This is a genomic window from Arachnia propionica (assembly GCF_900637725.1).
Taxonomy (GTDB): Bacteria; Actinomycetota; Actinomycetes; order Propionibacteriales; family Propionibacteriaceae; genus Arachnia; species Arachnia propionica.
Map to the genome: position 1 here is coordinate 75,573 of NZ_LR134406.1, position 20,017 is coordinate 95,589.

Consider the following 20,017-nt stretch of genomic DNA (forward strand, 5'->3'; position numbering starts at 1 on the left):
GTTACCGCCGTCCCGGGTGCCGTCACCGCCGGCGAGCGGACCTGGGAGGCGGTGGGGAAAAAGACGATCCTTCGGGCACAATCCCGGAGTGCCTGCTGAACGTCGCCCACTGACCCGGTTGCGGCTGCTGCCCGTCCGGATGGTCCAGTTCGCGCTCATCGAGCTGGCCTGCTGCGCCTTCCCGATCGCGATCTTCCTCGGTTTGGCCGCCACCTCCGTGATCTGGGGTCGCGTCGCGATGCCCGTCGCCCGGTACGACGCGCTGCTGATCTACGTGATCGTCGTGCAGGTGGCGTTCGTGGTCCTGAGGCTGGAGACCTGGCGTGAGCTGTGCGTCATCTGCGCCTTCCACCTGATCGGCCTGGCCCTCGAGGTGTTCAAGGTGCACGCCGGGTCGTGGAGCTACCCCGACGCCGGGGCGGTGCGAATCGCGGGGGTGCCGGTGTTCTCCGGGTTCATGTACGCCTCGGTGGGCTCCTACATCTGCCAGGCGTTTCGTCGTTTCGACCTGCGCGTCAGCGGGTTCCGCTGGGTGCCGGTGAGCCTGCTGGCGGTGGCCGCCTACCTCAACTTCTTCACCCACCACTTCATCGCCGACCTGCGCTGGCTGATCGCCGTCGCCTTCCTCGTGGCGTTGTGGGGCTCCACCGTCCATTTTACCGTCGGCGGCGACCGCTACTGGATGCCGACCGCGCAGGCTTTCATCCTGATCGGCGGTTTCCTGTGGTTGGCCGAGAACGCCGCCACCCTCCTGGGTGCCTGGAGCTACCCCGACCAGCTCGGCGGATGGCATCTCGTGCACGTCGGCAAGTTCGGGAGCTGGGCGCTGCTGATCACCCTCAGTTTCGTGCTCGTCGCTGCGGTCAAGGCCAAGGAAGGGGTGCTCTATGGCGGCGGAGCTCCGCGAGTCACCCGCGACCGACTGAGCCCGAACGAAACCACCCGGTAATGCAGCACTCAAGGCCGTAAAACCCCGATTTGGCGGTCAAAACGGAGTTGAGTGCTGCAAAACCGTGAAAATCTACTCGGCGTAGATCTCCTTCGCGTAGCGGAATGCCGCCCAGGCCTTGGGCCATCCGGCGTAGAACGCCGCGTGGGTAAGGATCTCCACCATTTCGTCGCGGGTGATGCCGTTGCTCTTCGCGATCTCGATGTGCGCCCTGAGGGAGGTGTCGAGCACCCCTGACGCCATCAGCGCGGTCACCGTGACCACGCTGCGGTCCCGGGGCGAGAACTGCTCCTCACGGGCCCACACCTGGCCGAACAGCACGTTGTCGTTCAGCTCCGCGAACTTCGGGGCGAAATCGCCAAGGATATCCCGTCCCGCCGTCACGTTCTCCATGAACCGGTTCCTCTCAGAGGTTGTCGTAGTATTCGTCGGAAACGGGTTCGCACCATTCGTTGCTGGTGTCCTCGCCCGGCACCTCGATGGCGATGTGGCTGAACCACGAGTCCTTCTTGGCGCCGTGCCAGTGCTTGCGATTCGCCGGGATGGTCACGACCGAGCCCGGTTCCAGACTGACCGGGGCCTCGCCCTCGGCCTGGAACCAGCCGCTCCCCGCTGTGCACAGCAGGATCTGTCCGCCACCCTTCGACGCGTGGTGAATGTGCCAGTTGTTGCGGCAGCCTGGCTCGAAGGTGACGTTGGCCACCATGACGCCCTCGGTGTTGAGCATGCTCAGGTAGCTCTGGCCCGTGAAGTACTTCCCGAAGGCCGTGTTCTCCTCCCCGCGAGGGAAGATGCTGTCAAATGCTGCGTCGCTCATCTGATCCTCCCGATGTGGATGATTTACACGCTACCTCTGCATTCCAAAGGGGAAGCTGTGCCCATCACGAGGTGGAGGGTTCCGGGTCGGAATCCTGGGCGATCTGCGGCCGGTGACGACGGGAGATGATCCGGTCGACGATGGCGGCGATGGCCCCGTCGCCGGTGACGTTGGTGGCGGTGCCGAAGGAGTCGATGGCGATGTAGGTGGCGATCATCAGGCCGACCTGCGCCTCGTTGAACCCGAGCATCGACTGCAACAGACCCGCGGCGGTGACGATCGCGCCGCCGGGAACACCCGGGGCGGCGACCATCATGACGCCGAGCATGCAGATGAACCCGATCATCAGCACCGGGTCGATGGGGATGCCGGAGAGCATCATCACGGCCAGGGAGAAGCAGGTGATCTTGATGGTCGAACCGGCCAGGTGGATGGTGGCGCACAGCGGGATCGCGAACGACGCCACCGGCTCCGAGGTTCCCGACTTGATCGACTGCCGCAGCGTGACGGGGATCGTCGCCGCCGACGACGACGTTCCCAGCGCGGTGAGATAGGCGGGCAGCATGGTGCCCAGCATCCGGAACGGATTGCGCCCGGTGACGGCCCCGGCGACGAGGTACTGGAGCAGCAGCATGATCCAGGTGAGGATGAACACGAACACCACCACACCCAGGAAGGTGGCGATGACGGTGAGCACCTGGCCGCCCTGGGTCATGTTGAGGAAGATGCCGAAGATGTAGATCGGCAGCAGCGGGATGATGATCTTGGAGATCACGAGGTTGACGATGTCTCGGAACTCCTCGAATCCGGTGCGCAGCGCCCTGCCCTCGATGGTGGTGAGCGCCACGCCGATGACGAAGGCCAGGATGAGGGCGGTCATGACCCCGAACAACGGCGGTATCTGGATGGAGAAGTAGGGCTTGAGCAGGGCGTCCTCCGGGTTGCTGAGGGCGCCCGTCTCGGCGGGCAGCACCTGGGGCAGCACCAGCAGGGACGCGCCGAGCCCCATCAGCCCGGCGAAGAGGGTGGAGGCGTAGGCGAGGCCGGCGGTCAGTGCCAGCCACTTGCCGGCGCCGCGTCCCAGCTCCCCGATGGCCGGGGTGATCAACCCGACGATGATCAGCGGGATGGAGAAGCTCAGGAACTGGCCGAAGATGTCGTTGAAGGTGACGAAGATCCGGGTGGCCCAGGTGGGTAGGACCGACCCCAGCAGGATCCCCAGCGCGATGGCCACCACGATCTGGGGCAGGACCCCGAACCTGAACCCGGTGCTCTTCTCTGTGCTCATTCTTGAACCGTAGTGGAAGCCGGTCTGACTGGGGGAAGTTGTCCGTATCCGGCATCGGATCGGGCCCCGGGAATGCCCACTTCTTGCGTCGGACGTGCCGTGATTGCGGGGCTTCCGCGGTGTTTGTTTTCGAGGACGAGAACCTCCTCGTGGAGGAGGTCGTTCAGGGCCGGGAGCGTGCGGGCCTCCGAAGGCTTCCGTGCTTCGAGGAGCGCAGCGGAAGTCTCCCCGTGGTGCTTGATGACGGTTGGGAATAATCCTTGTTTGACAAGGCCTTTCGTGTCATGGCTCCCGGTCGAGTTCCGGAACTGCCGGGTCGGGAACTCCGTTTTTGCCAGGCTCCCAGTTCCGTTTCTACCAGGACCTGAGCTCCGATTCTGCCGTCGCCGCGGAAGGAGGCCTGTAATATTTGAATTCTCCTTCAGTAACTCGAAAGGCATGTGTGATGGCGGGTGGTGATGGGTTGCCGTGGGTGTGGGGCGTGCCCGTGGAACCGGCGGGGCTGCCGACTCCGGAGGTCGCGCCCGGCTCGCGACTCGCGGTTCGTGCCATCGCCATGGAAGCACCGCGGGAGGTCGGTTTCCTGTGGCTGTGCCAGATGCGTCGCGCTCCGTACTCATACGACTGGCTGGACAATTTCGGGCGACGCAGTCCGCGGCGGGCCGATCCGTCGCTGACCGATCTTGCGGTGGGGCAGTCGTTCATGACGATCTTCGAGCTGACGGACTTCACCGACGGCGAGTCGTTGACGCTGCGGATGAAGGCAGGTCGTCCGACCCGGATCTTCGGCGCGATCACCCTCCACTACCGCGTCGAAACGATCACCGGGTTTCGCAGCCGGCTGGTCGCGGCGTTGTGGATGCCCCCCATCGGCCGGGTGCTGGGAAAACCCCTGAGGTATCTGCTGGCCTGGGGTGACCTGCTGATGATGCGCAAACAGCTGCTCACCCTCGCCGCGCTGGCGGAACGCGACGCGGGTGGGCGTCGGGGAATCGGAGGGGGTCGCTGAGGGGCGGGTCGTGAAGTGTGACGACGGAGATCCCCCACGCCTTGGTCATATCGGCCGGCGAAAAAGAGGATGCAACCACCGATCGTCGTTCCTCGTATTCAGTCGAACAGGAGATTTTGGAATCACCATCACCAAGCTCTCGAAGAGTTTTATCTATCAAGTACAGGGTGGCTCGGTTGTCGCAACCAAGTCCTGCGTAGCCTCCTGTGCCAATTTCAATATCGCGGTTGCCCTGAGTGAAGATACAAGCCGCTGGACGCAGGGCTTTCACGGAATCTGCGAGACGGCGTGGTGTGGTAACATCTTATTCAGGGGATTCGGTGTTCGTTTCGACAAGATCCAGCACCTGGAAGGTGATGCCAGAGGCGTTTACAGCAAGTGACTTGTCAACGAATGAATCATAGACAAACATCAAGCAGACCATCACGAGGAGGGACAATGGCGCAACAAGACAAGGTCACGGAGCAGAGTACTCGAGGATTGTCCTCTCTCACCAGGGTGTGGATTGTTCTCGCCCTGAGCGTTGTCGCCCTGATCCCGGCACTGCCCATTTCCCTGGGCCTCTCTCTGGTGGCATTGGTACTGGTTTTGCAGACGCGACGCGATGTGCCACACCGGCGCCGAGGACTGTTGGCAGTTCTGATCTGGATTGGAATTCAACTTGTTGTCACGGCTGCGGGAATTGCGTCGTGGCTGTCATTCCAAGCCTGATATTTGGGGTGGTGTCGGTCGCCAAAGACCGATCCCAGCCTTCGCCTTGGTCTCCTCTGTTGACCAGCCAATGCGATTCTTCGCCGCAAACCGGTTTTTGTGGAGCATAGGGGACTCGAACCCCTAACTTCCACCTTGCAAAGGTGGCACTCTACCAATTGAGTTAATGCCCCGAGACCGGGCAAGCATACCCGAGGACGGGGCCTCGGGGGAAGTTCGGGTGTTGAGGGTGGTTTCGACACGAGCTCTTCGCTGACGCTCAGGGCTCGGCTCAACCAGCTTGGGGTAGGACTGGCGCTCAGGGCTCAGCTCAACTGGCTTGGATGTGGGGCTGGGTCTCGGGGCTTGGATCAACCGGCTTGGGGGGTGTCGGTTTCCGGGACCGTCGACTGCACCCAGTGCGGGCCCTGGGTCCAACCTGTGAACGGGGTCACGGGTTCGCCCTGGAGGCAGCGGGTGAGGTCGTCGAGGATCCGGGCTGCGGGCCAGGTGGTTGCCCCGGGGAGGTCGCGGAGGGCATCGGCGGCGGTATCGTCGCCACAGATGGACAGGAAGAACACTGCCTGCCGCCAGGCGTAGGCGGCGTTCTTGATGGCCGACAGCGGCCAAGGGCTGTTCCTCGCGCGTTCCAGCAGCTGGAACGATCTCCCTGCGGCGTGGTGCGCCAGCTCGGCCCAGTTCCGGCCGGGCTGCACGCCGAGTTTCACCAGGACTGCCAGGTTGTGGGTGGTGAGGATCTGCTGGCGTTCGATGATCTGACCGTTCGCTGCGACGCTCCGGCCCGCCGTCACATCCCCCGCGACCATGCGGTCGAACTCGCCGACATCCCCGTGCCCGTCCGGTTCCGGCAGGCCCAGCACGGCGGTGTAGTCGATGCCGTAGTAGCGCTCGTAGAGCGACCCGCGCAGCAGTCCCGCCGCCACCTTCGCGGCCCGCTGGAACTTGGGTGCGAACCGGCCCATGAAAATGTCGGCGGCCAGTTCCTCGGTCAACGGCAGCCGCACCTGCGCCATGTCGAGGAGGGCGCTGTATTCCCGGATGAACCCGTTCGGCAGGATCGTGCCCGGGAACGCGCCCAACACCACCGATCCGAGTCGCCGCGCCAGCACCAGAGGGTCGTCGAGGGGGCCGCCGGCCGTGAGTTCCTGGAGGGCCGCCACCCACGGCAGCTCCTTGAACCGCACTTGCTGTTCCAGGTCGAGCAGCAGCAAACTCCGGCGCCGCCGGAACGCCCGATAGGTGGCGGCGAGCAGCGCGCCGACCAGCGGGTCGTCCGCCGAGGATGCCACCTGCCCGGCGGTGAGCTGCGGAACCAGCGACGCCAGCACCTCCGCAGACGGCACCACCCCGAGTGTGATCAGCTCCTCCAGATCCGAGACGAAACCCAGCCGCAGGGTACGCAGCACCGACGCCGGCAGCGGGGTGCCGGCGGGCACCAGGTCGGTGGCCTCGTTATCAGAGATCGGTGCGGAGGCGGCGGGAAAATCGGTCAGGCCGACGTCCCCGCGCAGCCGCGCCACCCGGTCCGCGACGACCACCGCGACCTCGGCGTGCAGGGGCCGGGAGGCCGTCACCGCCTGCCGGGCGCGCAGGTCGTCGGATCGCTTGCTGCCGGGCAGGCCCCGTTTCGCCTCGATCCGCGACAGGGCGTGCCTCACCCGCCCGGGCGGCCACGCCCCCTGCCCGTCGATCGCCTGTCGCAGCGCGTCGATCAGGATCGGCAGGTTCTCACCCGGTCGGCGGTACTTGCGGCAGCGGGTGTGCTGCCGTGCCGCCCGGTCGTAGTCGGCGACCAGCGTGCGGGCCTCGTCGATGCGGCCCTCGTCGAAGGTGGGCGCCTCGATGATGCCCGCCCAGAACGCCACCACCTTGTCGGTCAGCGGCAGCCAGACGGTCAGGGCCTCGCGTTCCGCAGCGACCCGCGGATTGACGCGGGCGCGTTCCAGGGCGCCCGCGACCTGCCGGGCGGTCCACCGCGACACCTGGCCCGGTCGCAGGGGCGACGGCGCACCCGGATACGGCGAGAACCGCAGCGACCCGGCCAGCGGTGAAACCTCGTCGAGCAGCGTGCGGACGGAGTCGTTGACGCCATGCCGCAGCAGGGCAGCGACGCTCAGGAGGACGGCGTGCTCCGGGAAACCGACGTTGTAGGCGCCGGTTTCCAGCAGGACCTCCAGCTCGGCCAGGCCTTCTGGGGTCAGCCACGACTCGAAGATCGCGTGGCGGGTGGCCTCAATGCCGAGCTGTTGGGCGCGGAGCCTTTCGTCCTCGGCCGGCGGGATGGCGGCGGCTGCTTTGCCGGTGGCGAACCCGCCCCGCACCACCCTGGGGGTCACCCAGGCGGGAAGCCCGACGAGCGGCCTGCGACTGCCGATCCTCAAGGTGCCGTCCGCCATGCCGTCGATCACCTGCCGCCAGCGCTCCATCCGCTCCAGAGCGGCTTCCCGGACGGCCGGGTCGGAATGGTCGGCGGCGGTGCGCATCGCCTGCATGAGCTGGTGGTGGACGTACTGATTCACGATGTCCCTCCGGGCGGCGACACGAACTTGGCCGGCGTGGCAGGTGCTGCCCCTGCGCCTTCCGGGTCCATAGCCCGGTGCTCTACTGCTGAGCTACACGCCGTGGCAACGAGTGTAGAAGACCCGATCGGCCGGCGTCGAGGGTGGCGTGGCGCATGCGCCGAGGCGTCAAGGAGCGGTCACGACGGTTTCGATCCGATGGTTTGGGCGCGGTTGAAGGCCATGCAGACATCGACCCAGAAACGCAGGCGGTCGTCGTCGGTGATCATCTCCGCCGACACCTGGATCCAGCCGGGCCCCATCTCGCGTCCCGGGCCCATCTCGGCGGGGGAGGCGCCGGGTTCCCCGGAGAGTTTCGCGTCATCGTCGGGATCGACGTGCGCCAGCAGGTGCCCGCCCTTGAGGGCGCAGCACACCATTTTGTTGCGCACCATGAAGGCGCGTGACCCGAACATCGGGATCACGCGGGTTGTGGGTTCGTCGCCCAGGAGCCCGTGGAGCCGGGCGACGAGCTCGGTCTGTGCTGCTCTGGGGTCGGTCATGGCGCTCCTCGTGCGGGTCGGGGCCCTGTTCAAAACCAAATACTGCCAGTGACCTTCCTGATGCGGGAGACTTTTTCCATGGGATGGTTTGTGCTTGCAGTGGCGGTGGTCTTGTTCCTAGGGTCGGTGACGCTGCTTCTCAGGCGGATCCTCGCCTCGCACGACGAGATCTACGACGGCCTGACGCCCGGCGTCCTGCCGCCGCGGGAGGAACGGAAGACAACCCCCACCAAACGGCTCCGATCCACCGAGTACAAAGGTCCCTTCCCCGTCGCCTTCACCCCACCGCGCGACGTCACCCCGGGACTGATCGGGATGGTCATCGACGGAGTGGTGGACCCCCGCGACCTCACCGCAACCATCGTCGACCTCGCCGCCCGCGGATTCCTGCGCATCGAGGTGCTCGACGACGGCAAGGGCAGACGGCGCGGGAAGGACTGGCTGCTGCACCCCTGCGACAAGCCCCGCTCCAACCTGATGCGCTACGAGAGGACGTTCCTGGAGGGGGTCTTCCCGCGAGGGCGGGCGATGCGGATGTCGGAGCTGGTGCGCAGGCACAAGAAAGTGTTCCGGCAGCTCACCGCCGACATCTACGAGGAGGCCAGCCGCCGCGGCTGGTACCGGCAGAACCCGAACCCGGGTGGCCGGCGGCACAGGTTCTGGCGTGTGGCGGTCGGGGCGGTGGCGGGTTTCGCTGCGCTGGTGATCACCGGAGGGGACAACGTGGGCCTGCTGGCCGCCGCCCTGTTCGTCGCGACGGGCGTCGTCGCCGCCTTCGGGCCGAAACGTCGCGTGCCCCGCACCGGCGCGGGCACGGCCACGCGCATCCAGGCCCTCGGCTTCAGGCAGTACCTCGCGACCGCCGAGGCTGGGCAGATCCGCTTCGAGGAAGCGGAGAACACCTTCAGCCGCTACCTGCCCTACGCGATGGTCTTCGGGGTCGCCGACCACTGGGTCAAGGTCTTCCGCGAACTCGCCATCGAACGAAACGTCGAATGGGACTTCGACTGGATCGACGTCGGTGCCGACGTGGCGGGGGAGCTGGTGTTCCAGTTGCTCGCCTCGGACCTCCTAGACGGCGCCGATGGCCTGTTCGACGGCATCGGTGGGCTGTTCGACGGCTTCGATCTGGGGGATTTCCTGGACGGAATCGACTTCGACTTCGACTTCTGAGGACACTCCGCCCGCGACTCCCCGGTTATGCAGCACTCAACGCGGTTTTTGGCGTCCGAAAGGGGAATTTTCGTGTTGAGTGCTGCAGAACCGGGGTTTCCTGCAGGTCAGTCGGCGGCGACAATCCGCCGCGCCACCTTCATGGCCTTGCTGTTGCCCTTCCGGGCGGCCAGTGTCCTGATGTTGGGCAGGTCTGGTTTCTCGGGTACTTCCGGCAGGAAATTGAGCACCGATTCCAGGATGGTTGCGACCCCGGTGGGGAGTTTGTCTGTTCCTGCCAGTTCTTCCGTGATTCTCGTCAGCAGTGGCCACGCCAGGGCCAGGCCGCCGGCTTCCGCGATGCTCGTGAGCATGGCTGCCACCTTCACAGGGGCGATGTCGTCCCGCAATTCCTGGCGCCACGGACTTTCCCAGGCTGCGACGAGCATTTCCGGGTTCAGCCGGGACTCGTCCCATGCCGTCAGCAGTGCCCCCGCGATCTCGTCGCGGCCCTGCGGAGAGGCCCCGCTCGCGAAGACGAAGGCGATGAGAACCATGGCCGGGTCCACGTGGAACACGGAGGCGATCGCCTCGGTGATCTCCCAACCGGAACTACTGCTGAAGGGCAGGTTCACCTGGGCGGCAGTGGTTGCCCATATGGGGTGTGCCGGAAGCAGGGTGCTGCCGATGTCGTGTTCCCCGCTGCGTTCTGGTGCTCGGCGTGTCTCGTCCCACGGCCCCGCGATCCCGAGAGTTTTCGCGATCACGGGCTCGTCGCCTTCCATACGCACCCTGTGGCAGGCCTGGTCGTTCTGTTCGTTTCCGGGACTGCCGGGGGGAACAAAACTCATCCGGCCCGGTTCGGCGGGGGTTTTCAGCCAGAGGTCGACGATCTCCTGCACGGTTCGTCCCTTGGTGACGCGTCCCGGCAGGTTGCAGGGTGTGGCCTCGGTGCGGTCGATCCGGCCCAGGGCGACGAACAGGTCGATGGGTAGCACGTCCACGTTTTTTTCGGCGTAGCGGTGCAGCCGGTCCTGGAATTTCTGCCAGGAGACCCGGTTGTTCTTGTGGGTGGGGGTGGACAGCAGGCACGGCACCCGCCCGACGGCATCCAGGACGTCGTTGCAGCGCCGAATCGCGACCCGCGTGAGTGCCGCACCCCGAGGTGACCTGCCGCGTTCCTTCCGGCCGGTCACCCGCTGCAGCCAGCGCTGCACCAGCTGCTTCCACACCCCATGTGTGTTCGGATCGGGGTTCAGCTTGTCGTGCAGCGTCTCGACGACGGCGTCGCGTCCCTCGGCCCAGCCCAGCGCGACCAGCGCCGCCAGGCCGCGTTCGTAGACCTCGACGGATACCCAGTTTCCCGGGGCATCGCTGTCCAGCCGGTGGATCAGTTCGTTGAACTCCACTTCGTCCAGGAGCCGGTCCAGGTCGTCGATGGGTTCGGGTGGGATGCCGAGTGGGTCGCGCCACAGTCCCAGCGACTCGGTGGGTTCGGTGGTCGTGCCCCAGTCGTCGAGGAGTTTCTGGGCCAGTTCGGCGGTGGTGGAGTCGGGGCCGGTGGTGGTCGCGGTGAGCATCTCCACCAGGTCCTGTGATGGGTCGTTCACCGAGCGCAGCGCCTTGAGGACGGCGCGTTTGACGCCCTTCTCCTTGCGGACCAGCACGTCCAGGGCCAGTGTGGTCAGGTGGTCCTCGTCCAGGCCGAGGGGCAGCAGTTGTTCGACCGCGAACTTCACGACGATGGGATCGGCGTTCGGTAGGGCTGCCAGGAACCGGTCGCTGTGTTTCGCCAACAGCGGGGTCAGGCCCAGGCCAGCGATCAGGATCAGGGCGAACTGCTGCGAGGGGCGGTTGTCGCCGCGTTCGAACACTTGGAGGAGCGCTAGCAGCAGGGCGTCGTCGTCGGTGGGTTCGGTCACCCGCAAATCCGCGACGGCCTCCCGAAACTGGGTGTGCTGCCCAGAGTCGAGGTGCTGGATGAAGGCGTTCGGGGCGGCGCAGGCGGCGATGAAGTGTTCCTCCCAGCGGCGCCCGGGCCGGGGGTGGGCGGCGTTCTTCATCGCCCAGGCCGTCAGGAACCCGGGATCGTCGGGAATCGGGAGGTCGTGGGCTATGACGAGTTCGTCGATCAGGGCATGGATGTCAGCGTCGCCGCGACGCTTCAGAAGTCGTGTGACGAAGTCACCGGCCCATTCCGGACCGTTGCCGGTCAGCCACGAGATCAACCGATTTCGGGCGATGGCGGGGGACCACTTCAACCTCCAGATCTCCTGCGGGGCAAAGACGGAGGCGCATTGCGCGGGGGTGGCGCCGACCGCCGCGGCCAGCAGGGGCAGGCGCCCCCACTCCTCATTCTTTCCCAGGTGTCGACGCAGGGAGGGGATGGCCTTGCCGAGTGTTGTCCGGATCGCCGAACGGTCTGCCTCGGTGAGATCGTCGAGGACTGTGACGAGGTCTTCAAGCGACTCCGGCTCGGTTATCAGAGCGGCCAGGGTGTCGGCATTCCAAGTCATGGAATGAACCTATCCGCGATGGGTGGCAAACTCACCCACGATCCATGGCGCGGAGCCGGTCGACTATCCGCCGCGCCACCTTCACCGTCTTGCTGTTGCCCTTCCGGGCGGCCAGTGCCGTGATGTTGGGCAGGTCTGGTTTCTCGGGTACTTCCGGCAGGAGATTGAGTACCGATTCCAGGATGGTTGCGACCCCGGTGGGGAGTTTGTCTGTTCCTGCCAGTTCTTCCGTGATTCTCGTCAGCAGTGGCCACGCCAGGGCCAGGCCGCCGGCTTCCGCGATGCTTGTGAGCATGGCTGCCACCTTCACAGGGGCGATGTCGTCCCGCAATTCCTGGCGCCACGGACTTTCCCAGGCTGCGACGAGCATTTCCGGGTTCAGTCGGGACTCGTCCCATGCCGTCAGCAGTGCCCCCGCGATCTCGTCGCGGCCCTGCGGCGGGGCGGCGCTCGCGAAGATCAGGCCGGTGAGAACCAGGACCGTGTCGAAACGGATCACCAAGGCTGCATCCGTGAACTCCTCGGCGGAGGTTTCGTCGGGGGACGCCAGCGCGACCATGGCCATCCGGGTGGGGTGCGCGGGAAGCAAGTCGCGGCCGGCGTGACGCTCCCGGAGGAACCCGCTCGGTCCCTGATAGGTCTTGTTCCAGGGGCCCTTGATCCCGAGCGCCTTTGCCACCACGGGTTCGTCGCCCGCCACCCGCACCCTGTGGCGTGCCCGAGCGCCTTTGCGGAACCCAGGGGCGGCGAACTCCATCCGGCCCGGTTCGGCGGGGGTTTTCAGCCAGAGGTCGACGATCTCCTGCACGGTTCGTCCCTTGGTGACGCGTCCCGGCAGGTTGCAGGGTGTGGCCTCGGTGCGGTCGATCCGGCCCAGGGCGACGAACAGGTCGATGGGCAGCACATCCACATCCTTCTCGGCGTAGCGGTGAAGCCGGTCCTGGAATTTCTGCCAGGAGACCCGGTTGTTCTTGTGGGTGGGGGTGGACAGCAGGCACGGCACCCGCCCGACGGCATCCAGGACGTCGTTGCAGCGCCGCGCCGCGAACCGCGTGAGAGGGGCGAGCCTCGGCATCCAGAAGCGTTTTCTCACCCAGCGCTGCACCTGCTGCACCAACAATCCGTCCCAGAAGCCGGGCCGGGGAACCTTGCCCCGCAGCGTCTCGACGAAGGCGTCGCGTCCCTTGGCCCAGCCCAGCGCGACCAGCGCGGCCAGGCCGCGTTCGTGCAGTTCGGTTGGTTCCCTATGCCGCGTCCCCGCGCCGGTCAGGTGCTGGATCAGCTCGTTGAACTCCACTTCGTCCAGGAGCCGGTCCAGGTCGTCGATGGGTTCGGGTGGGATGCCGAGCGGGTCGCGCCACAGTCCCAGCGACTCGGCGGGTCCGGTGGCCACACCCCAGTCGTCGAGGAGTTTCTGGGCCAGTTCGGCGGTGGTGGAGTCGGGGCCGGTGGTGGTCGCGGTGAGCATTTCCACCAGGTCCTGTGATGGGTCGTTCACTGAGCGCAGCGCTTTGAGGACGGCGCGTTTGACGCCCTTCTCCTTGCGGGCCAGCACGTCCAGGGCCAGTGTGGTCAGGTGGTCCTCGCTCAGGCCGGGGGGCAGCAGTTGTTCGACCGCGAACTTCACGACGATGGGATCGGCGTTTGGTAGGGCTGCCAGGAACCGGTCGCTGTGTTTCGCCAACAGCGGGGTCAGGCCCAGGCCAGCGATCAGGATCAGGGCGAACTGCTGCGAGGGGCGGTTGTCGCCGCGTTCGAACACTTGGAGGAGCGCCAGCAGCAGGGCGTCGTCGTCGGTGGGTTCGGTCACCCGCAAATCCGCGACGGCCTCCCGAATCTGGGCCTGGATCTGGGTGCGCTGATCGGCGACGAGGCGCCGGCCGAGGGCGTTCGGGGCGGCGCAGGCGGCGATGAGGTGCTTCTCCCAGCGGTGGCCCGGTCTGGGGAAGGAACTGTTCTCCACCGCCCAGGCCGTCAGGAAAACGGGATCGTCGGGAATCGGGATATCGAGGGCGAGCTCATCGATCAGTTCGGTGTAGTACATGCTGTCGGCGGTGCGGCGTTTCAACATGCGTGTGATGAGGTCGCCGGCCCATTCCGGACCGTTGCCGGTCATCCAGGAGAGCAGCCGGTCGCGGGTGATGGGCACCTGCATCAGCCGCCAGATGTCCCAGGAGGAGAAGACCTTGGCGCATTGCGCGGGGGTGGCGCCGACTGCCACCGCCAGCAGAACCAGACGCTGTCCACCCGCGCCAACCTTCTCCATACGTCGGCGCAGGGATGGGAGGGCCTTGCCGATCGCTTTGCGGATCACCGAACGGTCTGCCTCGGTGAGATCGTCGAGGACTGTGACGAGGTCTTCAAGCGACTCCGGCTCGGTTAGCAGAGCGGCCAAGGTGTCGGCATTCCAAGTCATGGAATGAACCTATCCGCGATGGGTGACAAATCCACCCGCGATCATCGCCGATTCGGTGTCAGAGCGGGAAGAGTCTCACCTCGGCCCGGTGGCCCGGCGGCGCCAGTTTCTTGTCACAGGTGATGAGGGGGACACCGAGCGCCTCGGCCAGGGCGAGGTAGCTGGCGTCATAGGCGGTGAACTGGTAGCGGAGGTGCCAGATGCGTCCGGCGAGCAGCGCCGTGCTGTGGCGCTGAATGTTCAGCTGGAAGTACTCTTGCAGGGCCCGGTCAGCGGTCTCCGGGGCGAGTTTTCCCGCCAACGTCAGGCCGCGCAGTACCGACAGGACCTCAAGGTCCAGTACGTGCGGGGCTGCGATGTCGCCGGTCAGTTCATCGAGCAGCGCCGGGTCGGTGTCACCCCCCACCAGAACCTCTATCATGGCGGAGGCATCGACGACGATCATCGGCGATTCGCCGCGATCTCGGCCAGGATCTCCTCGAGGCCGGGCCCGGATGCGCGATCCATGACGCGGAGCCGGTCGATGATCTCCGCATTCGTGGGTCGCGACGCGATCTGCTTGAGTTCGGCGGCGACATAGGCCGACAAGGACTGTCCCCGCGCAGCGGCGCGCTGCTTGAGCGTCTCGGCCACGTCGTCGGGCACGTCGCGAATGTACAGGGTGGTCATGAAACTATGCTAGCAGTATGCAAGCACGGCTTCATGGGGCGGTGTTCGGTATCGAACCCGCGCGCGGGGTGGTCACGGGCTTTCGTGTTCAGAATTGCGCGTCTTCCCTCGGGCCTGTTCTTGCGTGGGTCGCGAAGTTCACGGCCCCGGCGACATCTGCGATGAACTTCTCGTCCGGAGGCGGAATCTTCTCCAGGGCTGTCCGTAGGTCCTGTCCGGTGCGGTGAACCACCGGGCTGATTTCGGCGATCGGTCGGTTTCCCCGGGTGACCACGACAATGTCGCCCGCTTCGATTGAGTCGAGCAGGGTGGAGAACTGGCGCGAAGCCTCGGTGGCGGTAAGCGTACGCACATGTCCATGATGTCTGATAATCAGATGTGCTCTGTCTTCTTGTGACTCAAAGCCGATCGAGGTCTGCGTGGATGGTTGAATCGTCACTGCTACCAGTAGTCGCACGAGGAGGTCGGGGGTCGAATCCGGCGCCATGATCAGGTCCGTGAACGTGTCTGCATCCTAGGTCATGGGGTGAACCTATCAGTGGTGGGGGACTGAACTGCTATGAGTTGTGTGGACGTTGGGGCGAGGCATGGTGAGCCACCAGGTCCTCTGTTGCATGGAGCAGGCACGCTATCTCCAGATTGGTCTTCGAGATCATTGCGTTCCACGCGTCTATTCGCTGGTTTCGGCACTTGGCACCTGGTGCTGGTGGATACCTCAATCAACGGACTGAGGGTCTGGGAGTTGGATGATGGCCCAGCCGTCCTCGAACTCGATGCCGATGGTGCCGTCGGGTAGGGCTGCTGCTTTCCAGAGTGAGAGCACGTGGCTGCCGAGGTCCAGGTCCTGAAGTTGGCTGGCCTGCTCGTCCCAGATGCGCAGGTGGTTGTGGTTGTCGCCCGTGACCAGACGGGGCTGCTCACCGGCAGTTGGTAGGACGTCGAGTGACAGGAACCCAGTGAATTCGCTCGGGTTGGTCACGTACTCGTACAGATCGGCGGCATGGAGGCGTTCACCGGTTGCGGGGTCCCAGATGGTGAGGAAGTGATCATCGGTGACGGCGGCGATCCTGGCCGCGCCTTCGTGGGTGGTGAAGGCGGCCGTCTCTTTGATCTGGTCGGGATGGATGCTCAAAGACGCATAGGCTTGGCGACTCTCGGTGGCCTCGATGGTCTCGTCACACGTGAAGGAGGCGTTGCGGGGCACCTCGGTGAGTGGGTGCGGCTTGTCCTGAGCGAGGTGAAAGACGGGATCCCAAATCCGTACCGTGTCGTCATTGTTGGCTGTCGCCATCAAATGGTGGTTCTCCGGCCCGGTGAAGATGACGATGCCATTTCCGCCATGGATATTTCCGAACATTGGCCGGCTCAAGGACTCCTGCGTTGTCGGATTCCAGAACTGGATCATGTTGTCTTCACCGATGGAGACCAGCAAGGTTTTCTCGTCTCGTTTGAAGGGTGTGAGTGCGCGGGCCGGAAGAAGACCATGCCCTTGGATGGCTGCGCCGGTGTGATGCCCGGATACAGGGTTGAGGACGTGCAACGTCCCATGAATTCCTGTTGCCGCCAGCAAGGGATCATTGTCATTCCATGCGGTGATGCTGGTGATGAACTCGGTTTCAGGGATTGACAGGACATCTAGTTGCTCACCCGCGGCGGGATCCCATATCTGAATGGTGTTCTGAATCTGGGCGGTGTCATCAGTGCTGATGCTGGCAATTCGTGGCTGATTGTCGCGTGTGGTGAAGGCGGCGATGTCAGTGACGCCTGCCTCGTGTCCGCTGAGCAGCTCTCCGATCTGCTGGCGAGCAACGGGGTCCCAGATGCGCAGAGTGCCATCGGAACCCCCTGTTATCAGCAGGTCACAGCCATCGATGACGCAGGTGTCAAGGGCGTAGGTGAAGTCGCGATGGGCCGTGAGTGGCTCACCGATGAGCAGCTGGGTTTCCGCATCCCAGAAGCGAACGAGACCGTCCTGGTGTGCGCTGACGAGCAGTACCGCGTCATCCAGGGCCATGGATATCAGCCGCATCACTTTGCCGCCGTGCCCGATCAGCGGACCACCGACTTGACGTGCGGTGAACGGGTCCCAGACCCGAATCGTGCCATCGAAGCCTGCACTGGCGAGCCGCTGGTGTCCATCCCGGGTGGTGAAGGCGGTGATGTCCGACACACTGCTGCTGTGACCCGCGAGTGGAATCGACGGCGCCGCTGGAAGGCGAGCCGCGGAACGGACGCTCCACCGGGCGGGGTCGGTGACGGTGGATGGCTGGTCGGTGAACCACGCTGTGGCGAGTTGCCGGATGCCTTGCCGGTCCTCCGGTTTCGCTGTGGCAAGAAGATGCGAGATGGCCAATACCCCCGCGACCTCCGGAGGAAGCGGAGTGCGTCCGAAGGCATGGGTCATGATCAGTGTGGCCAGCCCGTCAAGATCGGCGTCATCCCGCATGATTTCCTTGGCAACATGCTGGATCCACGCTTCGATACTTGTGAACTTTTCAGGGTGAAGAATGAAAGTCACAGAACAAGTGTACGAAGTGGTGCGCTATGCGTTTCATGAAAAGCGACGAAAAGCAGGCTTGAGCGAATGCGCGGGCGGTTTCATGGAGTTGTAGCAGCAGTGTCTGTTGTGGAGGATCGCAGGGGCGAACCGTGTCGGTTGGGTGTCGGGTTGCGTGGCCGCGTCGACCGGTGAATCCTCAGGACCCCTGCATTTTGGTGATCCGCCTCGCGACCGTCATCGCCTTGCTGTTGCCTTTCCGGGCGGCCAGTGCCGCGACGTTCGGCAGGTCGACGGCGACCCCCGCCGCCCGCACCTCCGGGAGGTAACGCAGCACCGCCTCCAGTGTCGTCGCCGTCGCCGCCGTGGTTTTCCGCTGCCCCGCGAGTTCCTCCGCGATTGCCACCAGCAACGGCCATGCCAGGGCCAACCCGCCGGCGTCGGCGATGGTGCACAGGACCGTCACCGTCTTCGCAGGCGAATGGGGCCAGGTCTCGTGTTTTGCCCGCGGCATGTCGTTGAGCTCGTCCCACCAGGGGCTCCGCCAGGCGTCGACGAGGTCGCCGGGGTGCAGGCGGCCCTCGTCCCAGGCGGTCAGGAGGGCCTCGGCGACGCGGTCGCGGTCCTTCAGTGCCGCCCCCGAGATCACGGCGAGGGCGACGAACGACAGCACCGGTCCGAACCGCTCCGCCACCGCCGCGATCGGGAGGAAATCGTCAACCGCTTTGGTGGGAGAGTAATTCCCGAGGTCCTGCAGGACCAGTGCCGCGGGGCGGGTCGGGTGCTCCGGGAGCAGCGTCAGGGCGGCCTCGGAGTCCGAGTCGTACAAGATTGAGCCGCGGGGCCGGACGCGAACCTCGGTGCCGTCGTCCCTCACCGACTCGATGCGGATCACCGCGTTGGGGTCCGGTTCCGGCCAGGCCTCGGGCAGGTCCCGCACCGTCTCCCAGTAGAAGCTGCGATCCGGGTGGAACCGTTCCACCCAGGCGCTGCGCAGTCCGAGCGGCCCGAACGTGCCGGGCTCGTCGCCGTCGGCGATCAGCCTCGCGACTGGGCGGTTCAGGTGCGGACGATCGTCCTCGTACGCTGGGCTGAGCTGGAGCGCGCCGGGGCGGGGTTCGTCGTCGCGCCAGCGGGCGAGCACCCCGGACAGGCGGACCTCGACGCCGCGGATGGGCAGGTCGAGGTCGGAGACATCCCGCGGGGCGCAGGTGCGGTCGAGACGGGCCAGGGCCACGGCGACGTCAGTGGGCACCAGCTCCACCCCGGCCTCCCGGAACCTGCCGACCCGCTCCCGGAAGACCTCCCAGGCGACGCGGAACCCCTCGTGGGTGGGGGTGGACAGCAGGCAGGGCAGCTCGCCGAGCAGTCCGAGGACGTCGCGGGCCCGCTGCGCCGCGAGGAAGGACAGGGGACCACCCTGCGAAGCGGCGGACCGGATACCCTGGCCGGGGACGATGGTGCCATCACCCAGGCACACGACCAGCCGAGTCAGGAAACCACACCAGCCGTCCGGCGACGCGTTCCTCCCGATCAGCCGGACCAGATGTTCGGGGCCGCCTGCGCGGGCGGTGGCGACGAGGGTCGCTAGGAGACGCTCGTAGCGGAAGGCGCTCAACCACCAGCGGGTGTCGATGTCGGTGAGCAGCGCCAGCAGGGCGGGTTCGTCGAGGACCAGGGCGTCGTCGGTGAACTCGGGAAGAAGCTCCGGCACCGGCAGCGATGGTTCCCGCCACAACCCGAGCGGCTCCTCCTCGGGCGGGGCGGCGTCCCAGCCGTCCAGGAGTTCCCGGGCCAGTTCGGCGGTGGCGGTATCCGCGCCGGCGACCAGCGCCTCGACGGTCCCGACGAGATCCTGCGACGGCGCCCCCAACCCGCGGAGGGCCTTCAGGACGTCGCGTTTGACGCCCTTCTCCTTGCGGACCAGGACGTCGAGGGCCAGGGCGGTCAGGTCCTCGTCGCCGAGGCCGTCGACCAGCAGACACCCGGTGAAGAGTTTCACGACGGTTTTGTCGGCGTTCGGCAGCCCCGCCAGCAGGCGGGGCCGCTCCGCGGAAAGCAGGCCCTCCAGATCCAGCGCCCGCAGCCAGTGCACGACGGCCTGCTGGGCGGTGGGGCGGTCGCCGCGTTCGACGACCCGGAGCAGCGCGTCCAGCAGGGCGGGGTCGTTCGTGGGTTCCCGTTTCCGCAGGGCCTTCGCCTTCTCGCGGATGCCGGACTCGTCCCTGTCGAGGCCGGGAAAGGTGAGGGCGTTCGGGGATTCACAGGCCTGCAGGAAGTGCTCCTGCCAGCGTGTGCCGGGCGTGGGATCGGAGTTGTTGCTGGACCAGCCCGTCCAGTAGTTGGTGTGGTCCGCCCCTGGCAGCGGCAGCTCCAGGGCGACGCACAGGGGGCCGACGAGATGGCTGATCTGCCAGAGGTTGTCGCGTTTCCTCAGCAGGGCCACCACGAGTTTCTCCACCCAGTCCGCACCCCGGCCTGCGAGCAAGGCCACCGCCTCGTCGATGGCGTCGTCGTCCTTCAGGGAGGTGACCGTCGAGAAATCGAACGCCGCCGCGGTCTGGGCGGGGGTGCTGCCCAGCGCGGCGGTGAGCAGCATCAGGCGTGCGTCGGGGAACCCCCATTTGTCGGTCAACGCAGCCTTGATGGCGCGACGGCCCTTCTTCAACACCCGCGACCTCGCCGCCCGCTCCTTGGGGGCCAGCGACTCCAGTTCCTTGATGAGGTGCCCAAGGCTGGTGGCCTCCTTGGTCATCCGGACGAGGTCGGCCTCCTCCGGGGTGAGTTCCCGGTCAGTCATGGTGGGCTCCCGTCTTCTAGGCAGCGGGTTTCGTGGATCCGGTTCCATCCCATGATTCCAGCAGTGAAGCGGCCAGCCGGGCAGCGGGCAATGCCGCCGACCGCCGATCCGTGATATCTGTTGGATCCTGCT

Annotated in this window: 15 protein-coding genes and 2 tRNA genes; 3 read left to right on the forward strand and 14 right to left on the reverse strand. The window is 65.9% G+C overall.

Annotation, left to right across the window (positions count from 1 at the left end):
* The first annotated feature begins 88 nt into the window (after positions 1–88).
* Complete coding sequence (locus tag EL272_RS00395) at positions 89–949, forward strand: DUF817 domain-containing protein (RefSeq protein ID WP_061787435.1); 861 nt, start codon at positions 89–91, stop codon at positions 947–949.
* 72 nt (positions 950–1,021) lie between these two features.
* Here EL272_RS00395 and EL272_RS00400 read toward each other — a convergent pair whose 3' ends face one another.
* From EL272_RS00400 to EL272_RS00410, 3 genes are all read right to left on the reverse strand, one after another.
* Entirely contained in the window at positions 1,022–1,342 is a 321-nt protein-coding gene (locus EL272_RS00400) for a carboxymuconolactone decarboxylase family protein (RefSeq protein WP_061787434.1), read from the reverse strand.
* Positions 1,343–1,355: 13 nt separating this feature from the next.
* Positions 1,356–1,766 (reverse strand): cupin domain-containing protein, encoded by a 411-nt coding sequence (locus EL272_RS00405; RefSeq protein WP_061787433.1) that lies wholly within the window; start codon positions 1,764–1,766, stop codon positions 1,356–1,358.
* Positions 1,767–1,830: 64 nt separating this feature from the next.
* Positions 1,831–3,054, reverse strand: coding sequence for a dicarboxylate/amino acid:cation symporter (locus EL272_RS00410; RefSeq protein WP_061787432.1), 1,224 nt, complete (start codon positions 3,052–3,054; stop codon positions 1,831–1,833).
* A gap of 445 nt (positions 3,055–3,499) precedes the next feature.
* Here EL272_RS00410 and EL272_RS00415 point away from each other — a divergent pair, with 445 nt between their 5' ends.
* On the forward strand, positions 3,500–4,063 hold the full coding sequence (locus tag EL272_RS00415) for a hypothetical protein (protein WP_061787431.1): 564 nt from the start codon (positions 3,500–3,502) through the stop codon (positions 4,061–4,063).
* A gap of 811 nt (positions 4,064–4,874) precedes the next feature.
* Here EL272_RS00415 and EL272_RS00425 read toward each other — a convergent pair.
* The 4 genes from EL272_RS00425 to EL272_RS00440 form a co-directional block, all read right to left on the reverse strand.
* Positions 4,875–4,947 (reverse strand) — tRNA-Ala (locus EL272_RS00425).
* Positions 4,948–5,124: 177 nt separating this feature from the next.
* On the reverse strand, positions 5,125–7,293 hold the full coding sequence (locus EL272_RS00430; protein WP_061787430.1) for a hypothetical protein: 2,169 nt from the start codon (positions 7,291–7,293) through the stop codon (positions 5,125–5,127).
* Between the two features lie 28 nt (positions 7,294–7,321).
* Positions 7,322–7,396: transfer RNA gene (locus EL272_RS00435), tRNA-His, on the reverse strand.
* Positions 7,397–7,472: 76 nt separating this feature from the next.
* The gene (locus EL272_RS00440) at positions 7,473–7,835 is read right to left on the reverse strand and encodes a TfoX/Sxy family protein (protein WP_061787429.1); all 363 of its coding nucleotides are present in this window, start codon (positions 7,833–7,835) and stop codon (positions 7,473–7,475) included.
* Between the two features lie 78 nt (positions 7,836–7,913).
* Between EL272_RS00440 and EL272_RS00445 the strand changes: the two genes are divergently transcribed.
* Positions 7,914–9,008: a DUF2207 domain-containing protein gene (locus tag EL272_RS00445; RefSeq protein WP_073970002.1), complete on the forward strand. Its 1,095-nt coding sequence runs from the start codon at positions 7,914–7,916 to the stop codon at positions 9,006–9,008.
* A 107-nt stretch (positions 9,009–9,115) separates the two neighbouring features.
* Here the strand turns inward: EL272_RS00445 and EL272_RS00450 are convergent, their stop codons facing one another.
* The 7 genes from EL272_RS00450 to EL272_RS00480 all read right to left on the reverse strand — a co-directional run bounded on the left by EL272_RS00450 (position 9,116) and on the right by EL272_RS00480 (position 19,885).
* Positions 9,116–11,503, reverse strand: coding sequence for a DUF7824 domain-containing protein (locus EL272_RS00450; RefSeq protein WP_061787428.1), 2,388 nt, complete (start codon positions 11,501–11,503; stop codon positions 9,116–9,118).
* 31 nt (positions 11,504–11,534) lie between these two features.
* On the reverse strand, positions 11,535–13,919 hold the full coding sequence (locus EL272_RS00455; RefSeq protein ID WP_061787427.1) for a DUF7824 domain-containing protein: 2,385 nt from the start codon (positions 13,917–13,919) through the stop codon (positions 11,535–11,537).
* A 58-nt stretch (positions 13,920–13,977) separates the two neighbouring features.
* On the reverse strand, positions 13,978–14,364 hold the full coding sequence (locus tag EL272_RS00460) for a type II toxin-antitoxin system VapC family toxin (protein ID WP_014845239.1): 387 nt from the start codon (positions 14,362–14,364) through the stop codon (positions 13,978–13,980).
* Positions 14,361–14,588, reverse strand: coding sequence for a FitA-like ribbon-helix-helix domain-containing protein (locus EL272_RS00465; RefSeq protein WP_061787426.1), 228 nt, complete (start codon positions 14,586–14,588; stop codon positions 14,361–14,363). The genes EL272_RS00460 and EL272_RS00465 overlap by 4 nt, the downstream gene beginning before the upstream one ends.
* Before the next feature lie 88 nt (positions 14,589–14,676).
* Positions 14,677–15,075 carry a type II toxin-antitoxin system Phd/YefM family antitoxin gene (locus tag EL272_RS00470; protein WP_197720280.1) on the reverse strand — a complete coding sequence of 133 codons (399 nt, stop codon included), beginning with the start codon at positions 15,073–15,075 and terminating at the stop codon, positions 14,677–14,679.
* A gap of 228 nt (positions 15,076–15,303) precedes the next feature.
* Positions 15,304–17,106 (reverse strand): WD40 repeat domain-containing protein, encoded by a 1,803-nt coding sequence (locus EL272_RS00475; protein WP_126409286.1) that lies wholly within the window; start codon positions 17,104–17,106, stop codon positions 15,304–15,306.
* 178 nt (positions 17,107–17,284) lie between these two features.
* Positions 17,285–19,885 carry a DUF7824 domain-containing protein gene (locus EL272_RS00480; protein ID WP_061787423.1) on the reverse strand — a complete coding sequence of 867 codons (2,601 nt, stop codon included), beginning with the start codon at positions 19,883–19,885 and terminating at the stop codon, positions 17,285–17,287.
* Positions 19,886–20,017 lie beyond the last annotated feature (132 nt).

Excerpts from the sequence above, each read along its gene's own strand:
- EL272_RS00400 (WP_061787434.1), bottom strand. The coding sequence starts at position 1,342 with ATGGAGAACGTGACGGCGGGACGGGATATCCTTGGCGATTTCGCCCCG.
- EL272_RS00405 (WP_061787433.1), bottom strand. The coding sequence starts at position 1,766 with ATGAGCGACGCAGCATTTGACAGCATCTTCCCTCGCGGGGAGGAGAAC.
- EL272_RS00410 (WP_061787432.1), bottom strand. The coding sequence starts at position 3,054 with ATGAGCACAGAGAAGAGCACCGGGTTCAGGTTCGGGGTCCTGCCCCAG.
- EL272_RS00415 (WP_061787431.1), top strand. The coding sequence starts at position 3,500 with ATGGCGGGTGGTGATGGGTTGCCGTGGGTGTGGGGCGTGCCCGTGGAA.
- EL272_RS00440 (WP_061787429.1), bottom strand. The coding sequence starts at position 7,835 with ATGACCGACCCCAGAGCAGCACAGACCGAGCTCGTCGCCCGGCTCCAC.
- EL272_RS00445 (WP_073970002.1), top strand. The coding sequence starts at position 7,914 with ATGGGATGGTTTGTGCTTGCAGTGGCGGTGGTCTTGTTCCTAGGGTCG.
- EL272_RS00450 (WP_061787428.1), bottom strand. The coding sequence starts at position 11,503 with ATGACTTGGAATGCCGACACCCTGGCCGCTCTGATAACCGAGCCGGAG.
- EL272_RS00455 (WP_061787427.1), bottom strand. The coding sequence starts at position 13,919 with ATGACTTGGAATGCCGACACCTTGGCCGCTCTGCTAACCGAGCCGGAG.
- EL272_RS00460 (WP_014845239.1), bottom strand. The coding sequence starts at position 14,364 with ATGATCGTCGTCGATGCCTCCGCCATGATAGAGGTTCTGGTGGGGGGT.
- EL272_RS00465 (WP_061787426.1), bottom strand. The coding sequence starts at position 14,588 with ATGACCACCCTGTACATTCGCGACGTGCCCGACGACGTGGCCGAGACG.
- EL272_RS00470 (WP_197720280.1), bottom strand. The coding sequence starts at position 15,075 with ATGGCGCCGGATTCGACCCCCGACCTCCTCGTGCGACTACTGGTAGCA.
- EL272_RS00480 (WP_061787423.1), bottom strand. The coding sequence starts at position 19,885 with ATGACTGACCGGGAACTCACCCCGGAGGAGGCCGACCTCGTCCGGATG.